Origin of the sequence: Caulobacter sp. X (genome assembly GCF_002742635.1) — a bacterium.
Classification (GTDB): domain Bacteria; phylum Pseudomonadota; class Alphaproteobacteria; order Caulobacterales; family Caulobacteraceae; genus Caulobacter.
Window position 1 is genome coordinate 888196 of sequence record NZ_PEGF01000002.1, and the last position, 12903, is coordinate 901098.

The 12903-nt window shown below is 71.8% G+C and carries 14 protein-coding genes; 13 read left to right on the top strand and 1 reads right to left on the bottom strand.

Translation table 11 applies throughout. From position 1 onward, the window contains the following. Positions 1–18 precede the first annotated feature (18 nt). The 4 genes from CSW60_RS16440 (at position 19) to CSW60_RS16455 (ending at position 1565) form a co-directional block, all read left to right on the top strand. Positions 19–435, top strand: coding sequence for a phage major tail protein, TP901-1 family (locus CSW60_RS16440; RefSeq protein WP_099538379.1), 417 nt, complete (start codon positions 19–21; stop codon positions 433–435). A 148-nt stretch (positions 436–583) separates the two neighbouring features. Next, the gene (locus tag CSW60_RS16445; RefSeq protein ID WP_099538380.1) at positions 584–868 is read left to right on the top strand and encodes a GTA-gp10 family protein; all 285 of its coding nucleotides are present in this window, start codon (positions 584–586) and stop codon (positions 866–868) included. Then, positions 865–1047 (top strand): phage tail assembly chaperone, encoded by a 183-nt coding sequence (locus CSW60_RS16450; RefSeq protein WP_099538381.1) that lies wholly within the window; start codon positions 865–867, stop codon positions 1045–1047. Before CSW60_RS16445 ends, CSW60_RS16450 begins: the two co-directional genes overlap by 4 nt. Further along, positions 1044–1565: a phage tail tape measure protein gene (locus CSW60_RS16455; protein ID WP_099538382.1), complete on the top strand. Its 522-nt coding sequence runs from the start codon at positions 1044–1046 to the stop codon at positions 1563–1565. The genes CSW60_RS16450 and CSW60_RS16455 overlap by 4 nt, the downstream gene beginning before the upstream one ends. A 130-nt stretch (positions 1566–1695) precedes the next feature. On the opposite strand, the gene CSW60_RS16460 is transcribed toward CSW60_RS16455, so the two are convergent. Further along, entirely contained in the window at positions 1696–2160 is a 465-nt protein-coding gene (locus CSW60_RS16460; protein WP_099538383.1) for a DUF805 domain-containing protein, read from the bottom strand. Positions 2161–2308: 148 nt separating this feature from the next. On the opposite strand from CSW60_RS16460, the gene CSW60_RS16465 reads away from it, so the two are divergent. From CSW60_RS16465 to CSW60_RS16505, 9 genes are all read left to right on the top strand, one after another. Beyond that, a complete protein-coding gene (locus CSW60_RS16465) occupies positions 2309–2941 on the top strand; it encodes a DUF2460 domain-containing protein (protein WP_099538384.1) in 633 nt (210 codons plus the stop codon). Beyond that, complete coding sequence (locus tag CSW60_RS16470) at positions 2941–3573, top strand: DUF2163 domain-containing protein (RefSeq protein ID WP_099538385.1); 633 nt, start codon at positions 2941–2943, stop codon at positions 3571–3573. The genes CSW60_RS16465 and CSW60_RS16470 overlap by 1 nt, the downstream gene beginning before the upstream one ends. 26 nt (positions 3574–3599) lie before the next feature. Further along, positions 3600–4112 (top strand): NlpC/P60 family protein, encoded by a 513-nt coding sequence (locus CSW60_RS16475; RefSeq protein WP_099538386.1) that lies wholly within the window; start codon positions 3600–3602, stop codon positions 4110–4112. Positions 4113–4123: 11 nt separating this feature from the next. Then, positions 4124–7834 carry a glycoside hydrolase/phage tail family protein gene (locus CSW60_RS16480; RefSeq protein WP_201723076.1) on the top strand — a complete coding sequence of 1237 codons (3711 nt, stop codon included), beginning with the start codon at positions 4124–4126 and terminating at the stop codon, positions 7832–7834. An 89-nt stretch (positions 7835–7923) separates the two neighbouring features. Beyond that, positions 7924–8850 (top strand): DnaJ C-terminal domain-containing protein, encoded by a 927-nt coding sequence (locus CSW60_RS16485; protein ID WP_099538387.1) that lies wholly within the window; start codon positions 7924–7926, stop codon positions 8848–8850. Positions 8851–8958: 108 nt separating this feature from the next. Continuing rightward, positions 8959–9279 (top strand): PepSY domain-containing protein, encoded by a 321-nt coding sequence (locus CSW60_RS16490; RefSeq protein WP_066680169.1) that lies wholly within the window; start codon positions 8959–8961, stop codon positions 9277–9279. A gap of 17 nt (positions 9280–9296) precedes the next feature. Further along, a complete protein-coding gene (locus CSW60_RS16495; protein ID WP_099538388.1) occupies positions 9297–9974 on the top strand; it encodes a response regulator transcription factor in 678 nt (225 codons plus the stop codon). 4 nt (positions 9975–9978) lie between these two features. After that, the gene (locus tag CSW60_RS16500) at positions 9979–11370 is read left to right on the top strand and encodes an ATP-binding protein (protein WP_099538389.1); all 1392 of its coding nucleotides are present in this window, start codon (positions 9979–9981) and stop codon (positions 11368–11370) included. A gap of 190 nt (positions 11371–11560) precedes the next feature. Beyond that, positions 11561–12892 (top strand): hypothetical protein, encoded by a 1332-nt coding sequence (locus CSW60_RS16505; RefSeq protein ID WP_201723077.1) that lies wholly within the window; start codon positions 11561–11563, stop codon positions 12890–12892. The last annotated feature ends 11 nt before the right edge of the window (positions 12893–12903 follow it).

Sequence of the window (12903 nt, forward strand, 5' to 3'; positions counted from 1 at the left end):
ACACCAGGAGAGTCAAAGATGGCCGCCCAAGCCGGCAAGGACATGCTGCTGAAGATCAGCGACGGGGCCCAGACCCCGACCTTCCACACCGTCGCGGGCCTGCGCGCCCGCACGCTCAGCCTCAACGCCAAGACCATCGACGCCACCGACAGCGACAGCACGGGCCGCTGGCGCGAGTTGCTGGCCGGCGCGGGGGTGAAGTCGGTGGCGGTGTCGGGCTCGGGCATCTTCCGCGACGCCGCGTCCGACGCCCAGGTGCGCACGAGCTTCTTCGACCAGTCGGCCAGGACCTGGCGGCTGGTGATCCCGGACTTTGGGCAGCTGGAAGGCCCGTTCCTGGTGGCGGCGCTGGAATACGCCGGCGACCACGACGGCGAGGCGACCTTCGCGATCAGCCTGGCCAGCGCCGGGGCGGTGAGCTTCACGGCGATCTAGTTTCAGCAAGCGCCCCCTCCGTCACGCGACGTTGTCGCGCGCCACCTCCCCCGCTTTGCGGGTGAGGAGGACTTCATCCTCCCCCGTGCAACGGGGGAGGGGGACCGCGAAGCGGGGGAGGGGGCGCTCTACCAAGGAATCCCCACCCATGCTCCCGCCCAACCCCGCCCGCGGCGAGGTCGTCGTGACGCTTGCCGGCGCGCCGCGACGTCTGTGCCTGACGCTCGGCGCCCTGGCCCGGATCGAGGCCGCCCTGGGCCTCGCTGACTGGTCGCAACTGCCCGACCGCATCGCCACGCTCACCGCGACCGACCTGTCGGCCGTGCTGGCCGCGCTGCTGGAGGGCGGCGGCGAGGCGCCGGAGATCGCCGCCCGCGCCACCGTGCCGGAAGCCGCCTCGGCCCTGGCCGCCGCCCTGGCGGCTTGCGCATGAGCGCCTGGGCCGCGCCGCTGCGCCTGGCGCTGGGTCTAGGCCTGCCGCCCGAGGCCTTCTGGCGCCTGTCGCTGAAGGAGTGGCGGGCCCTGACCGAAACGCCGCCCGCGCCGGCGCCATCGCGCGCCGACCTCTCCGCCTTGATCGCCCGCTATCCTGACGAGGAGATCCCATCATGAGCTTCCAAGAGGACGGCCTTTCCACGAACGGTCTGGCCGCCGTGCCCGCCCGCGCCGCCGAGGCCGCCGCCGCGCTCGACGCCTTAAAGGCGCCGGCCGAACGCGCCGCGCGGTCGATCGACGAGGCCTTCGCCCGGGCCGGCGCGTCCCTGGTCAAGTCGCTGGCCCGCGCGGCCTCGGACGGCCAGGTGTCGCTGGCCGAACTGGCCCGCGCCGTGCTGGGCGCGGCCGGGGCGGCGCCGAAGGGCGGTGTGCTGGGCGATACGCTTTCGAAGGCCTTCGCCGGCGCCCGCGCCGACGGCGGTCCGGTGCTGCCGGGCGGCGCCTATCTGGTCGGCGAGCGCGGGCCGGAGGTGTTCCGTCCGACCTCGGCGGGAAGCATCGAGCCGGCCGGGAACGGCGGGGTGTCAGTGACCATCAACGTCCAGGGCGGCGAGGCCTCGAGCCTGGTCCGCTCCGACGCCCAGATCGCCCAGGCCTTGGCCAGGGCGGTGACGCTGGGGGCGCGGCGATTGTGAAATCCCTCCCCCTTGATGGGGGAGGGTAGGGTGGGGGGGACTTCGGCGGTTGACGCCTCGCCATAGTCCAACGCGGAGGATCACCCCCATCCCCGACCCATCCCCCATCAAGGGGGAAGGGGGATTTCACCTACAACGCCACCGCGGTCGTGTTCGGCGGAGGCGGGCCGTACTGATTGTCGCGCGGCTGGCCCAGGCTGCAGCCGACCCACAGGGTGAAGGCCAGCCAGATGGCGAAGGCGATGAAGCACGAGATGAAGAAGCCGCCCAGGGCGGTCAGGGCCGCGATCTCGGGCTCGCCGCTGGTCAGGGCCGCGATGGCCGGCATGACGCCGATCGACAAGGCCGAGCCCATGATCAGGACCGGACCCAGAACCCAAGGCAGCACCTGCCACCAGCCGGTCTGACCCATGTCGTGCAGCCGCTTGGCGTGGATGCAGACGCTGGAATAGATCGTCGCCAGGCTGATCACCGCGCCGATGACGGGCAGCCAGCCCAGCGCGATGTTGACGCCCAGCAGGACGAGCCAGCCGATCCAGAACGCCTGGCGGCCGATGCGGCCTTCCGGCGACAGGAACAGGGTCTTCCAATCCATCTTCAGTCTCCAATCTCGACTCCATAGGTAGGAGCCGAAGACCCGCTGATGAAGTGAAAAGCGGGTCATGACCAAGACTTAATGGCGTTCGGCCGCTCCTGGCGCGCCTCCCGGTCAAATTTCGCAAAACCTTTTCGTGAGGATCGCCATGAGCGAGTTCCATGAGGCGCGCCTGCCCGCGCGCCTGGCGTTCGGCTGCGCCGGCGGCGTCGAATGGCGCACCGACATCGTCGCCCTGGCCTCGGGCGCCGAGCAGCGGACCAGCGCCTGGACGCGCGGCCGCCGCCGCTACCTGATCGCCACCGCTGCTCGCCCTCTGGACGAGCTGGCCGAGCTCTTGGCCTTCTTCGAGGCGCGGCGGGGACGGCTGGCGGGCTTCCGGTTCCGCGATCCGGCCGACTTCAAGTCCTGCGCGCCCTCGGCCCAGCCGGCGGCGACCGACCAGCCGATCGGGACCGGCGACGGCGGTCGCAAGGTCTTCCCGTTGACCAAGACCTATGGGACGGGCGCGACGGCCCTGGCGCGGCCGATCACAAAACCGGTGGCCGGCACGGTCAAGGTCGCGGTGGCGGGCGTCGCCTTGGCGGCGGGGGCCTATTCGGTCGAGGCGACGACGGGCCTCGTGACCTTATCGACGGCCCCGGCGGCAGGGCAGGCGGTGACGGCGGGCTTCGAGTTCGACACGCCGGTGCGCTTCGACACCGACCGGCTGGACATCACCCTGGAAGGCTTCTCGGCCGGCCGCGTCAGCGCCTGCGCCCTGATCGAGGTGCGCGACTGATGCGGGCGCTTCCGGAGGGGATCGACCTTTCCCGCCTGTGCCACGCCTGGATCGTCGAGCGGTCGGACGGCGTGCGGCTGGGCTTCACCGACCACGACCGCGACCTCGTCGTCGACGGCGTCGCCTGCCGGGCCGGCGGCGGCTGGAGCCCCGGCGCCAGCGAGGCGGGCGTCGGCTACGCGCCGGGGCAGGCGGCGGCCTTGGGCGTGCTCGACGACGCGGGGATCTCGGAAGGCGACCTCGATGCCGGCCTCTATGACGGCGCCAAGGTCTTTGCCCTGCGGGTGGCCTGGAGCGCGCCCTCGCGTCTCGTCCGCCTGTGGACCGCGACGATCGCGGCGCTGAGCCGCGAGGGGCAGGCGTTCAAGGCGACCTTGGCCGGACCGGCGGCGGCTCTGGAGAGGGTGGCGGGGCGGACCTTCACCCGCCTCTGCGACGCGCGGCTGGGAGATGAACGCTGCGGCGTTGATCCTTCAGCGCATCCCGGCGCGACCTGCGACAAGCGCTGGACGACCTGCGTCGGCGTGTTCGGCAATGGCGACAACTTCCGAGGCTTTCCGACCGCGCCCGGCGAGGACTTCCTGACGCTGTACCCCGTCGAGGGCGAGCGCAACGACGGCGGGCGGCGGTGAGGGGCGGCCTCAGATGCTCCCCCGCGATGCGGGGGAGCTGTCGCGGAGCGACTGAGGGGGCGAACACCGTAAGGATCGAGCTAGCCCCCTCCGGCCCTCCGGGCCACCTCCCCCGCATCGCGGGGGAGGATCTGATCGTGGCCCAAACCCGCCTCTGGCTGGGAACCCCCTACCGCCACCAGGCCTCGACCCTCGGCGCGGGCTGCGACTGCCTGGGCCTGGTGCGCGGCGTCTGGCGCGCGATCCATGGCGCCGAGCCCGAAGCTCCGCCCCCTTACCGGCCCGACTGGGCCGATGTCGGCGGGCGCGAACTCCTGCTCGAAGCGTTCGGCCGCTGGCTGACGCCGATCCCGCTGTCCGAGGCCCGCCCCGGCGACGTCCTGATCTTCCGCATGGCGCCCGGCGCGGTCGCCAAGCATTGCGCGATCCAGTCCGGCTCGGACCGGATGATCCACGCCTACTGGGGCCGGGCCTGCGTCGAGAGCGCGCTGGGCCGCTGGTGGCGCGAGCGGCTGGTCGCGGCCTTCCGTTTTCCTTGAGGAGTTCGAAGATGGCTCAAGTCATCCTCTCCAGCGTCGGCGCGGCGATCGGCGGGCCGCTGGGCGCGGTGGCGGGCGCGGCGCTGGGGGCGGCGGTCGACCAGGCCGCGCTCTCGGCGTTGTCGCCCGCGCGCCAAGTCGGTCCGCGCATCCCCGAGCTTCGTCTGACCGGCGCCGCCGAGGGCGCGGCGCTGCCGTGCGTGTTCGGTCGCGCGCGGGTCGGCGGCCAGGTGATCTGGGCCGCGCGCTTTCGCGAGAAGCGGATCGAGGGTCGCGTCGGCGGCTCGAAGGGCCAGAAGACGACGTCCTACGCCTACAGCCTGTCGTTCGCCGTCGCGGTGGCCGAGGGACCGATCGACGGGATCGGCCGGGTCTGGGCCGACGGGCGGGTCATGGAGCTCTCGGGCGTCACGATGCGCGTCCATCTGGGGACCGAGGACCAGGCGCCCGATCCGCTGATCGCCGCCATCGAGGGCGCTGCGCCGGCCTATCGCGGCGTCGCCTATGTGGTTTTCGAGGACCTGCCGCTGGAGGCGTTCGGCAATCGTCCGCCGCAGCTCTCCTTCGAAGTCTTCCGTCGGCCTCGCACGCCCGGCGATCCGCCGGGCCTGGAGGAGCGGCTGAAGGGCGTCTGCCTGATCCCGGGCGCGGGCGAATTCGTCTATGCGACCGAAGCTGTCCTGCGTCGCGAGGGTCTGACCCGCGCGGCCAGCGAGAGCGTCCACAACGCCGACGGCCGCGCCGACCTCGTCGTGGCGCTGGACCAGCTGCAGGCGCAGCTGCCGAACGTCGATCATGTCACCCTGGTCGTCGCCTGGTTCGGGACGGACCTGCGCTGCGGCCAGTGCCAGATCCGGCCGGGCGTCGAGCAAGCGGCCAAGGACACCCTGCCGATCGCCTGGAGCGTGGCCGGTGTGGAGCGTTCGGGCGCGCATCTGGTCTCGCTGAAGGACGGCAAGCCCGCCTATGGCGGCACGCCGGCCGACGCGGTGGTGCTGCAGGCGATCGCCGAGCTGAAGCGGCGGGGCCTGAAGGTCACGCTCTATCCGTTCATCCTGATGGACACCCCGCCGGGCCAGCCCGCCTATCCGTGGCGCGGCCGGATCGCGTGCGAGGCCGGCGCGGACGGGACGGCGGCGGCGACCGCCCAGGTGAACGCCTTCTTCGACGGCGAATGGGGCCTGCGGCGAATGGTGCTGCATCAGGCCAGCCTCGCGGCCCAGGCCGGCGGGGTGGACGGCTTCCTGATCGGCTCGGAGCTGCGCGGCGTGACCACCACGCGTGGGCCGGGCGGGACCTATCCAGCCGTCGCCAAGCTGAAGACCCTGGCGGCCGACGTCCGCGCCGTGCTGGGCGCCTCGACCAAGCTCGGCTACGCGGCGGACTGGTCGGAATACTTCGGCCATCAGCCCGCCGACGGGAGCGGCCATGCGGTGTTCCACCTCGACCCGCTGTGGGCCGATCCGAACATCGATTTCGTCGGCGTCGACTGGTACCCGCCGATCACCGATTGGCGCGAGGGCGAGACCCATCTGGACGCCGCCGCCGGCTTCCTGGGTCCGCACGATCCGGCCTATTTGCGCGCCGGCCTGACGGGCGGCGAGGGCTTCGACTGGTATTACCCGAGCCAGGCCGCCCGCGACGCCCAGGCCCGCGCGCCGATCACCGACGGCGCTCATGGCGAGCCTTGGATGTTCCGGCCGAAGGACCTGAGGGCCTGGTGGAGCAACCCACACCACGACCGCCCCGGCGGCGTCCGCGCGGCCTCGCCCACGGCCTGGGTTCCGCGGTCCAAGCCGATCCGCCTGACCGAGTTCGGCTGCCCGGCCGTCGACAAGGGGAGCAATTCGCCGAACCTCTTCATCGATCCCAAGAGCTCCGAGAGCTTCCTGCCGCCATATTCGACCGGCGAGCGCGACGACTTCGGCCAGCGGCGCTGCCTGGAGGCGGTGCTGGCCTGGCTGGACGACCCGGCCGCCAATCCGGTCTCGCCCGTCTATGGCGGGCCGATGATCGAGGCCGCCAGCGCCTGGTGCTGGGACGCGCGACCGTTCCCGGACTTCCCGGCGCGGTCGGAGGTCTGGGCGGACGGGAGCTCGTGGACCTTGGGCCACTGGCTGACCGGCCGCGCCGGGATCGCGCCGTTGCCCGAGCTGATCCGGGCCCTGGGCGCGCGGGCCGGCGTGGCGATCGATCCGGGCGAGGCGGGCGGTTCGGTGGGCGGCTATGTCGTCGACCGGCCGATGCGCCTGCGCGACGCGCTCGCACCCCTCACCGAGGCCTTCGCCCTGGATCCCGTCGAGCGCGGCGATCACATGAAGATGCTGGCCCGCTCGGGTCGCGTGGCGGGCGCGCTGGCGGAGAGCGATCTCGTCCGCCCCGACGACGGCGTCGTCGAGCGCGAGACCCGCGTGCTGGAGCCCGCCGCCGAGGCCCTGCGCCTGCGCTTCCTGGACGCCGGGCGCGACTATCAGGTGGGCGCGGTGGTCGTGCGGCGCGAGCAGGGCGAGGGGACTCGCGACACCGACGCGCCGATGGTGCTGGCCGCCCCCGACGCCGAGGCCTGCGCCCGCCGCATGCTGGCCGCCGACGAGGCCGCGCGGCGCTCGCGGATCCTCCATCTGTCGCCTTCGGCCGCCCTGCGGCTGGAGCCCGGCGACCGCCTGGCCCACGACGGCGGCGCCTGGCGGGTGTCGCGCCTGGATCTCGACGAGCGGCCGCGCGCGACCCTGGTCCCCGTCGTGGCCGGGCAGGGGGTGAGCGGCGGTCTCGACTGGACGCCGGCCCCGCCGAAAGAGCCTTCGCCGCCGCCGGTGCTGCGGGTGCTGGACCTGCCGTCGGACGGCGCCCTGGCGGATGACGCCCGGCCCCTGGTCGCGGCGGCCGCCGAGCCGTGGCGGCCCTTGGACATCCACGCCGGCCCCGACCTCGACACCCTGAGCGTGAGAGCGCGCGTCAGCCGGCCCGCGACGCTGGGCGTGACCCTGACCGAGCTCTCGCCCGCCTCGCCACACCGTGTCGACCGCGCGGGGAGCCTGACGGTGCGGATGGAGGGGAGCAGCCTGTCCTCGGCGTCGCTCGGCGCGGTGCTGGCCGGCCGCAACGCCCTGGCGATCCAGGCGGGCGACGGGGTCTGGGAGGTGATCGGCTATCGCGACGCCCAGCTGATCTCGCCGGACGTCTGGCGCCTGTCGGGCCTGCTGCGCGGCCAGCGCGACGGCGCGGCCAGCGAGGCGGTGATCCTGGCTGGCGCGCCGGTCGTGCTGCTGGACGAGGCGGTGGTCCCGATGGAGGTCGCCGCCTTCGAGCGCGGGGGTCCGCTGAAGGTCCGCGCGGCCCCAGCCGGCGGTCCTCCGGCAGGGGCGGGGACGGCCGAGGCGACGGTGGTCTGGACTGGCCGGGCCCTGCGGCCGCTGGCCCCGGCGCACTTGCGGACGCGAATGGTCGGCGGCGACTTGCGGGTCTCGTGGATCCGCCGCGCCCGGGCCGGCGGCGACGTCTGGGCCGGCGAGGTCCCGCTGGTCGAGGGCGTCGAGCGGTATCGTGTCCGCGTGCTGGACGGCGCCGCGGTCCTGCGCGAGGTCGAGGTGTCGGAGCCGGTCTTTGTCTACGCCGCCGTCATGCGAGCGGCCGACGCGCCGTCCTCCGCCGCGCGCTTGGAGGTCGCCCAGGCCGACGCCCTTTACGGCTGGGGCGCCGTGGTGACGACAGTATTGTGGTAAAAATGCCACATGAGGGCTTGCGCGGCGCGCTGGACGTTCTAGATGGAGGGCGTTACCCCAACCTGCCCCCAGCTTGATGAGGACCTTCCTTGGCGCGTGACCCCTACCAGGAACTCGGCGTTTCCCGCACCGCGAGCGCGGACGAGATCCGCAAGGCGTTCCGCAAGCTCGCCAAGCAGCATCATCCGGACACCAACCCCGGCGACAAGAAGGCCGAGGAGAAGTTCAAGCAGGTCAGCGCCGCCTTCGACATCGTCGGCGATCCGGAGAAGCGCAAGAAGTTCGACCTGGGCCAGATCGACGCCGATGGGCGCGAGACCATGCGCGGCTTCGGCGGCCAGCCCGGCAACGGTCCGTTCAACGCCGGCGGCTTTGGCCGAGGCGGCTTCCGCGTCGACGAGGGTCCGGAGATCGACCTCTCGGACCTGTTCGGCGGGATGTTCGGCGGCGGTCGCGGACCGTTCGGCGGCGGCGGCCAGACCGGCGGCTTCGCCCCGCGCGGCGCCGATGTGAAGGCGCGCCTCGAGATCGACCTGGAGGAGGCGATCAAGGGCGGGAAGAAGCGGGTCAGCTTCTCGGACGGCCGCACGATCGACGTCACCATCCCGGCCGGCGCCCAGGAAGGCCAGACCCTGCGCCTGAAGGGGCAGGGCAGCCCAGGGCGCGGCGGGGCCGGCGACGCCATGATCGAACTGGCGATCAAGCCGCACCCGATCTATCGCCGCGAGGGCGACGCGCTGGTCATGGACTTGGCCGTCTCGGTCCCCGACGCGGTGCTGGGCGGCAAGGTCGAGGCCCCCACGCCCGACGGCAATGTGATGCTGAACGTCCCCAAGGGCAGCAACAGCGGCCAGACCCTGCGCCTGAAGGGCCGCGGCTTCGCCGACGCCAAGGGCAAGCGCGGCGACCTGCTGGCGCGTCTGGTCGTCACCCTGCCCGAGACGATCGACCAGGACCTCGAGAAATTCGCCCAGGCCTGGCGCGAGCAGAAGCCGTATACGCCGAAGCGGAAGTAGGGCGGCGTGCGCGGTCGAAAGCGTGTCCGACCGTGACAGAACGACGCAGCCCGTTCATAAGCTGAGCGTTCAGTCTCCATTCAGCCGCGTTCCGTTAGACCGGAGAGCATGAAAACGATCCGCGTCATCCTCGTCGCCGCCGCGCTGGCCGCCGCCCTTCCGGGCGCGGCGTCGGCGCAGCGTCGTGGGCCCGACTCGCTGGGCGCCGACTGGCGCGCGCAGCAGGACGAGGCGCGGGGCGGCGTGCAGTCGGGGCGCCTGGTGCCGCTGTCGCGGGTGATCGAGATGATCTCGCGCCGCGTGCCGGGCCGCGTGCTCGACGCCGGTCTCGAAGGCCGCAATTACCGCGTCCGCTGGGCCACGGCCGACGGGCGCCGCATCGACTTCATCGTCGACGCCGAGACCGGACAGATCATCAGCGGGGGCTGAGGAGTTTTCGAGGACCCATGCGCATCCTGCTCGTCGAGGACGATCCCGATCTGACGCGCCAGCTGAAGCTGGCCCTGGCCGACGCCGGCTACGCCGTCGACCACGCCCCCGATGGCGAGGAAGCCCAGTTCCTGGGCGAGACCGAGCCCTATGACGCGGTGATCCTCGATCTTGGCCTGCCCAAGGTGGACGGCGTGTCGGTGCTGGAGCGCTGGCGGCGCGGCAATGTCACGACCCCGGTCCTGATCCTGACCGCGCGCGGCGCTTGGAGCGACAAGGTCGCCGGCTTCGACGCGGGCGCCGACGACTATCTGGCCAAGCCCTTCCACACCGAGGAGCTCTTGGCGCGCCTTAGGGCCCTGCTGCGCCGCTCGGCCGGCCACGCGGCCCCGTCGCTGTCGTGCGGAGCGCTGCGCCTGGACCCGCGCGCGGCCCGCGCCAGCGTCAATGGCGAGCCGCTGCGCCTGACCTCGCTGGAATACCGCCTGCTGCACTACATGATGATGCACCAGGGCCGGGTGATCGGCCGCACCGAGCTGGTCGAGCACCTGTACGACCAGGACTTCGACCGCGACAGCAACACCATCGAGGTGTTCATCGGCCGCTTGCGGAAAAAGCTGGGCGCCGAGCGGATCGAGACCGTCCGGGGCCTGGGCTATCGCCTGGCGCCGCTGCCGGGCGAAGACGCGGCCTAATCTTTTGTTGGACCTGCGCCGCCGTTCGCTGGTCCGCCGCCTGATCCTGATCGCCGGGATCTGGACCCTGTTGGTCGTGGTGATCGCGGGCGTCTTCCTGACCGCCCAATTCCGCGGCGCGGCCATCCGGCGCTTCGACCAGTCGCTGGCCGTGCTGACCGACGACCTCTATGCGGGCTCGACGGTCGAGGCCGGCGTGCTGAAGGCGCCGTTCCTGACCGACATCCGGGCCACGCGCGCCTATTCCGGCCGCTACTGGGTGATCCTGGACAAGTCGCCGGACGGGTCGATGAAGCCGATCGAGCGCTCGCGCTCGCTGTTCGACAGCGACCTGATGCTGTCCTCGGCCCAGATCGACAAGCTGGACGCCGCGCCGGGCAAGACCCAGTACTTCGACATGCGCGGGCCGCAGGACAAGCCGCTGCGCGCCGCCGCCATCCTGACCCGCCTGCCGGGCTATCCCGATCCGGTGGTGTTCCTGGCGGCCGAGGACCGCTCGCCGATCGACGACGACGCCGACCGCTTCGCCCGCATCACCGCCTTCGCCCTCCTGATCCTGGGCGGCGGCCTGATCCTGGGCATGGTCGTGCAGGTGCGCTTTGGCCTGCAGCCGCTGTTTCGCCTGCGCCGCGAGGTGGCGTCAGTCCGGCGGGGCAAGGCCGAGCGGGTCGAGGGCGTCTATCCCGAAGAGCTGGCGCCGCTGGCGACCGAGCTGAACGCCCTGCTGGCCCACAACCAGGAGGTCGTCGAGCGGCAGCGCACCCACGTCGGCAACCTGGCGCACGCGCTGAAGACGCCGATCTCGGTCATGCTGACCGAGGCCAACCAGCAGCCGGGCCAGCTGGCCGAGGTGGTCGAGCGCCAAGCCCAGACCATGCGCGAGCAGGTCGATCACCATCTTCGCCGCGCCCGCGCCGCCGCCCGCTCCCAGACCAGCGGCGAACGCACGCCGGTCGAGCCGATCCTGGACGAGCTAGCCGTCACCCTGGAGCGCATCTTCCAGGACAAGGCGGACGGACGCGGGATCGAGATCGACTGGCGCTGCCCCGAGGACCTGGCCTTCCAGGGCGAGAAGCAGGACCTCCTCGAACTGGTCGGCAACGTCATGGAGAACGCCGGCAAGTGGTGCCGGGGAAGGATCCGCGTCGACGCGACGCCGTCGGGCGAGACGCGGATGATCGTGACCGTCGACGACGACGGTCCCGGCCTGCCGCCCGAAGAACGGGCCCAGGCGCTGAAGCGCGGCCAGCGGCTGGACGAAAACGCGCCGGGCTCGGGCCTTGGCCTGTCGATCGTCGATGAGCTGGCGCGCGCCTATGGCGGCTCGGTCCAGCTTGGTGAATCGCCGATGGGCGGATTGCGGGTCGCGCTGGACCTGCCGCGCGCGGAAGCCTGATCGATTGCGACGCCTCGTCGCGGGGGCGAGAGCGCGCGTTCCGAACGGCTAAGCTGCCTTGTAGCCTCAGGTTTCGTGCGAAGACACGCATGCGGCGCGCACGCGATTTTTATCGCGTTTCGGAAATCCTTAACCTCGATCCGAACATGGTTGACGGAACTGTCGGTTGCATGAACCGACATGGGGATTCATGGCCGCCATAGCCGCCCATAAACTGCAGCTGATCCGGACGCTGGTGGAGACCGCGCCGGATGCGGCGCTGCGCAGCCTGGAGCTGGCCCTGGCGGGGACCGGCGCCCAGAGCATTTTCGCGCCCGTGCGCGAGCTGGTCGAGGAAGAGACCGCCAACCGCTTCGTCCGCAACAACGTGCTGGCCCCCATCGTTCCCCTTTGCGCCAAGCGCGAGGAGGGGGCCATCGCCTTTCCGCCGCCCGTGCTGGCGCGGACCTGGCGCGCTCTGCGCGGCATCGCCCCGCGCGAGGCGCAGGAGGCCGCGGCCAAGTGCAATCCCTGGGATCTTGAGCAGGGCCCGCCGCTGGTCTTCGACGAGCTGTGCAAGATCGGCGCGGCGGCGCTGCGCGATCCCGAGAACGCCGCCTTCGACAGCGTCCGCTCGCTCTGCGATCCCGAAGAGCTGGCCATGTGCCTGCAACTGGCGCCGATCGTCCGCACCTGCCTGCCCCGGCTGTCGGAATGGGTCAGCCGGATGTCGGACGAGCGGGCCGCCGCCGCGCGGCTGGCTTATAACGACGCCTGCCGCATCCGCGAGGACGCCGGGCCGCTGCTGCTGGACATTCTCTCGGCCCACCTGCCCGACGAGTGGCGCATCTTGCGGGTGATCTCCGCCGTGATGGATCGGCCCAGCGATCGTTATCTGGCCTCGTCCGAGGTCAAGGGCTTGGGCGAACGCTTCCTGGCCGACATCGAGGCCTCGATCGCCCATATCGAGATCTTCGACTTCGGCGGCGGCGAGGCGGCTGGCCGCGAGGCCGCCCTGCGCGCCCAGAAGGTGCAGTTGCAGATCGTCGAGTTCGAACAGTCGGTCGATCTGAACAAGGACGGGCCGTGGGGAAGACGGGTCGCGCGCTTCAAGCAGACCATGGCCAAGGCCTGCGAAGCCCGGATGGATCAGATCGAACGCGAGCTGGGCAAGGCGCTGCCGACCCGCCCGATCTCGATGCTGGCCAAGAAGGGCTCGCGCGGCGTCGCCAAGCTGGTCGCCGAGCCGGACGAGGCCATGCTGAACCGCGCCCGCGGCGGCCTGGCCTTCATCGCCGAGCTGCGGCCCTGCGCCGACAAGGCCGGCTATGGCAGCAGCCGCCTGAAGATCCTCGAAAAGTTGAACGCCTATCTCGACCCCTATATCGAGGACGTGCTGCACGTGGCTCGCACCGGCGACGGCGGGGATCCGGGCCTCGCCATGCAGTACCTGAACGTCGCCGCCGGCTTCATCGCCTACACTCGCGACGACAAGACCGCCGAGATCGTCCGCCGCCGCGCGGCCGCCGCGATCGCGGCCTAGAGCGTCGGCGG

What these genes read in the sequence shown, in the direction of transcription:
- CSW60_RS16440 (WP_099538379.1), top strand. Translation starts at nt 19, where the DNA reads ATGGCCGCCCAAGCCGGCAAGGACATGCTGCTGAAGATCAGCGACGGG.
- CSW60_RS16445 (WP_099538380.1), top strand. Translation starts at nt 584, where the DNA reads ATGCTCCCGCCCAACCCCGCCCGCGGCGAGGTCGTCGTGACGCTTGCC.
- CSW60_RS16450 (WP_099538381.1), top strand. Translation starts at nt 865, where the DNA reads ATGAGCGCCTGGGCCGCGCCGCTGCGCCTGGCGCTGGGTCTAGGCCTG.
- CSW60_RS16455 (WP_099538382.1), top strand. Translation starts at nt 1,044, where the DNA reads ATGAGCTTCCAAGAGGACGGCCTTTCCACGAACGGTCTGGCCGCCGTG.
- CSW60_RS16460 (WP_099538383.1), bottom strand. Translation starts at nt 2,160, where the DNA reads ATGGATTGGAAGACCCTGTTCCTGTCGCCGGAAGGCCGCATCGGCCGC.
- CSW60_RS16465 (WP_099538384.1), top strand. Translation starts at nt 2,309, where the DNA reads ATGAGCGAGTTCCATGAGGCGCGCCTGCCCGCGCGCCTGGCGTTCGGC.
- CSW60_RS16470 (WP_099538385.1), top strand. Translation starts at nt 2,941, where the DNA reads ATGCGGGCGCTTCCGGAGGGGATCGACCTTTCCCGCCTGTGCCACGCC.
- CSW60_RS16475 (WP_099538386.1), top strand. Translation starts at nt 3,600, where the DNA reads ATGCGGGGGAGCTGTCGCGGAGCGACTGAGGGGGCGAACACCGTAAGG.
- CSW60_RS16480 (WP_201723076.1), top strand. Translation starts at nt 4,124, where the DNA reads ATGGCTCAAGTCATCCTCTCCAGCGTCGGCGCGGCGATCGGCGGGCCG.
- CSW60_RS16490 (WP_066680169.1), top strand. Translation starts at nt 8,959, where the DNA reads ATGAAAACGATCCGCGTCATCCTCGTCGCCGCCGCGCTGGCCGCCGCC.
- CSW60_RS16495 (WP_099538388.1), top strand. Translation starts at nt 9,297, where the DNA reads ATGCGCATCCTGCTCGTCGAGGACGATCCCGATCTGACGCGCCAGCTG.
- CSW60_RS16505 (WP_201723077.1), top strand. Translation starts at nt 11,561, where the DNA reads ATGGCCGCCATAGCCGCCCATAAACTGCAGCTGATCCGGACGCTGGTG.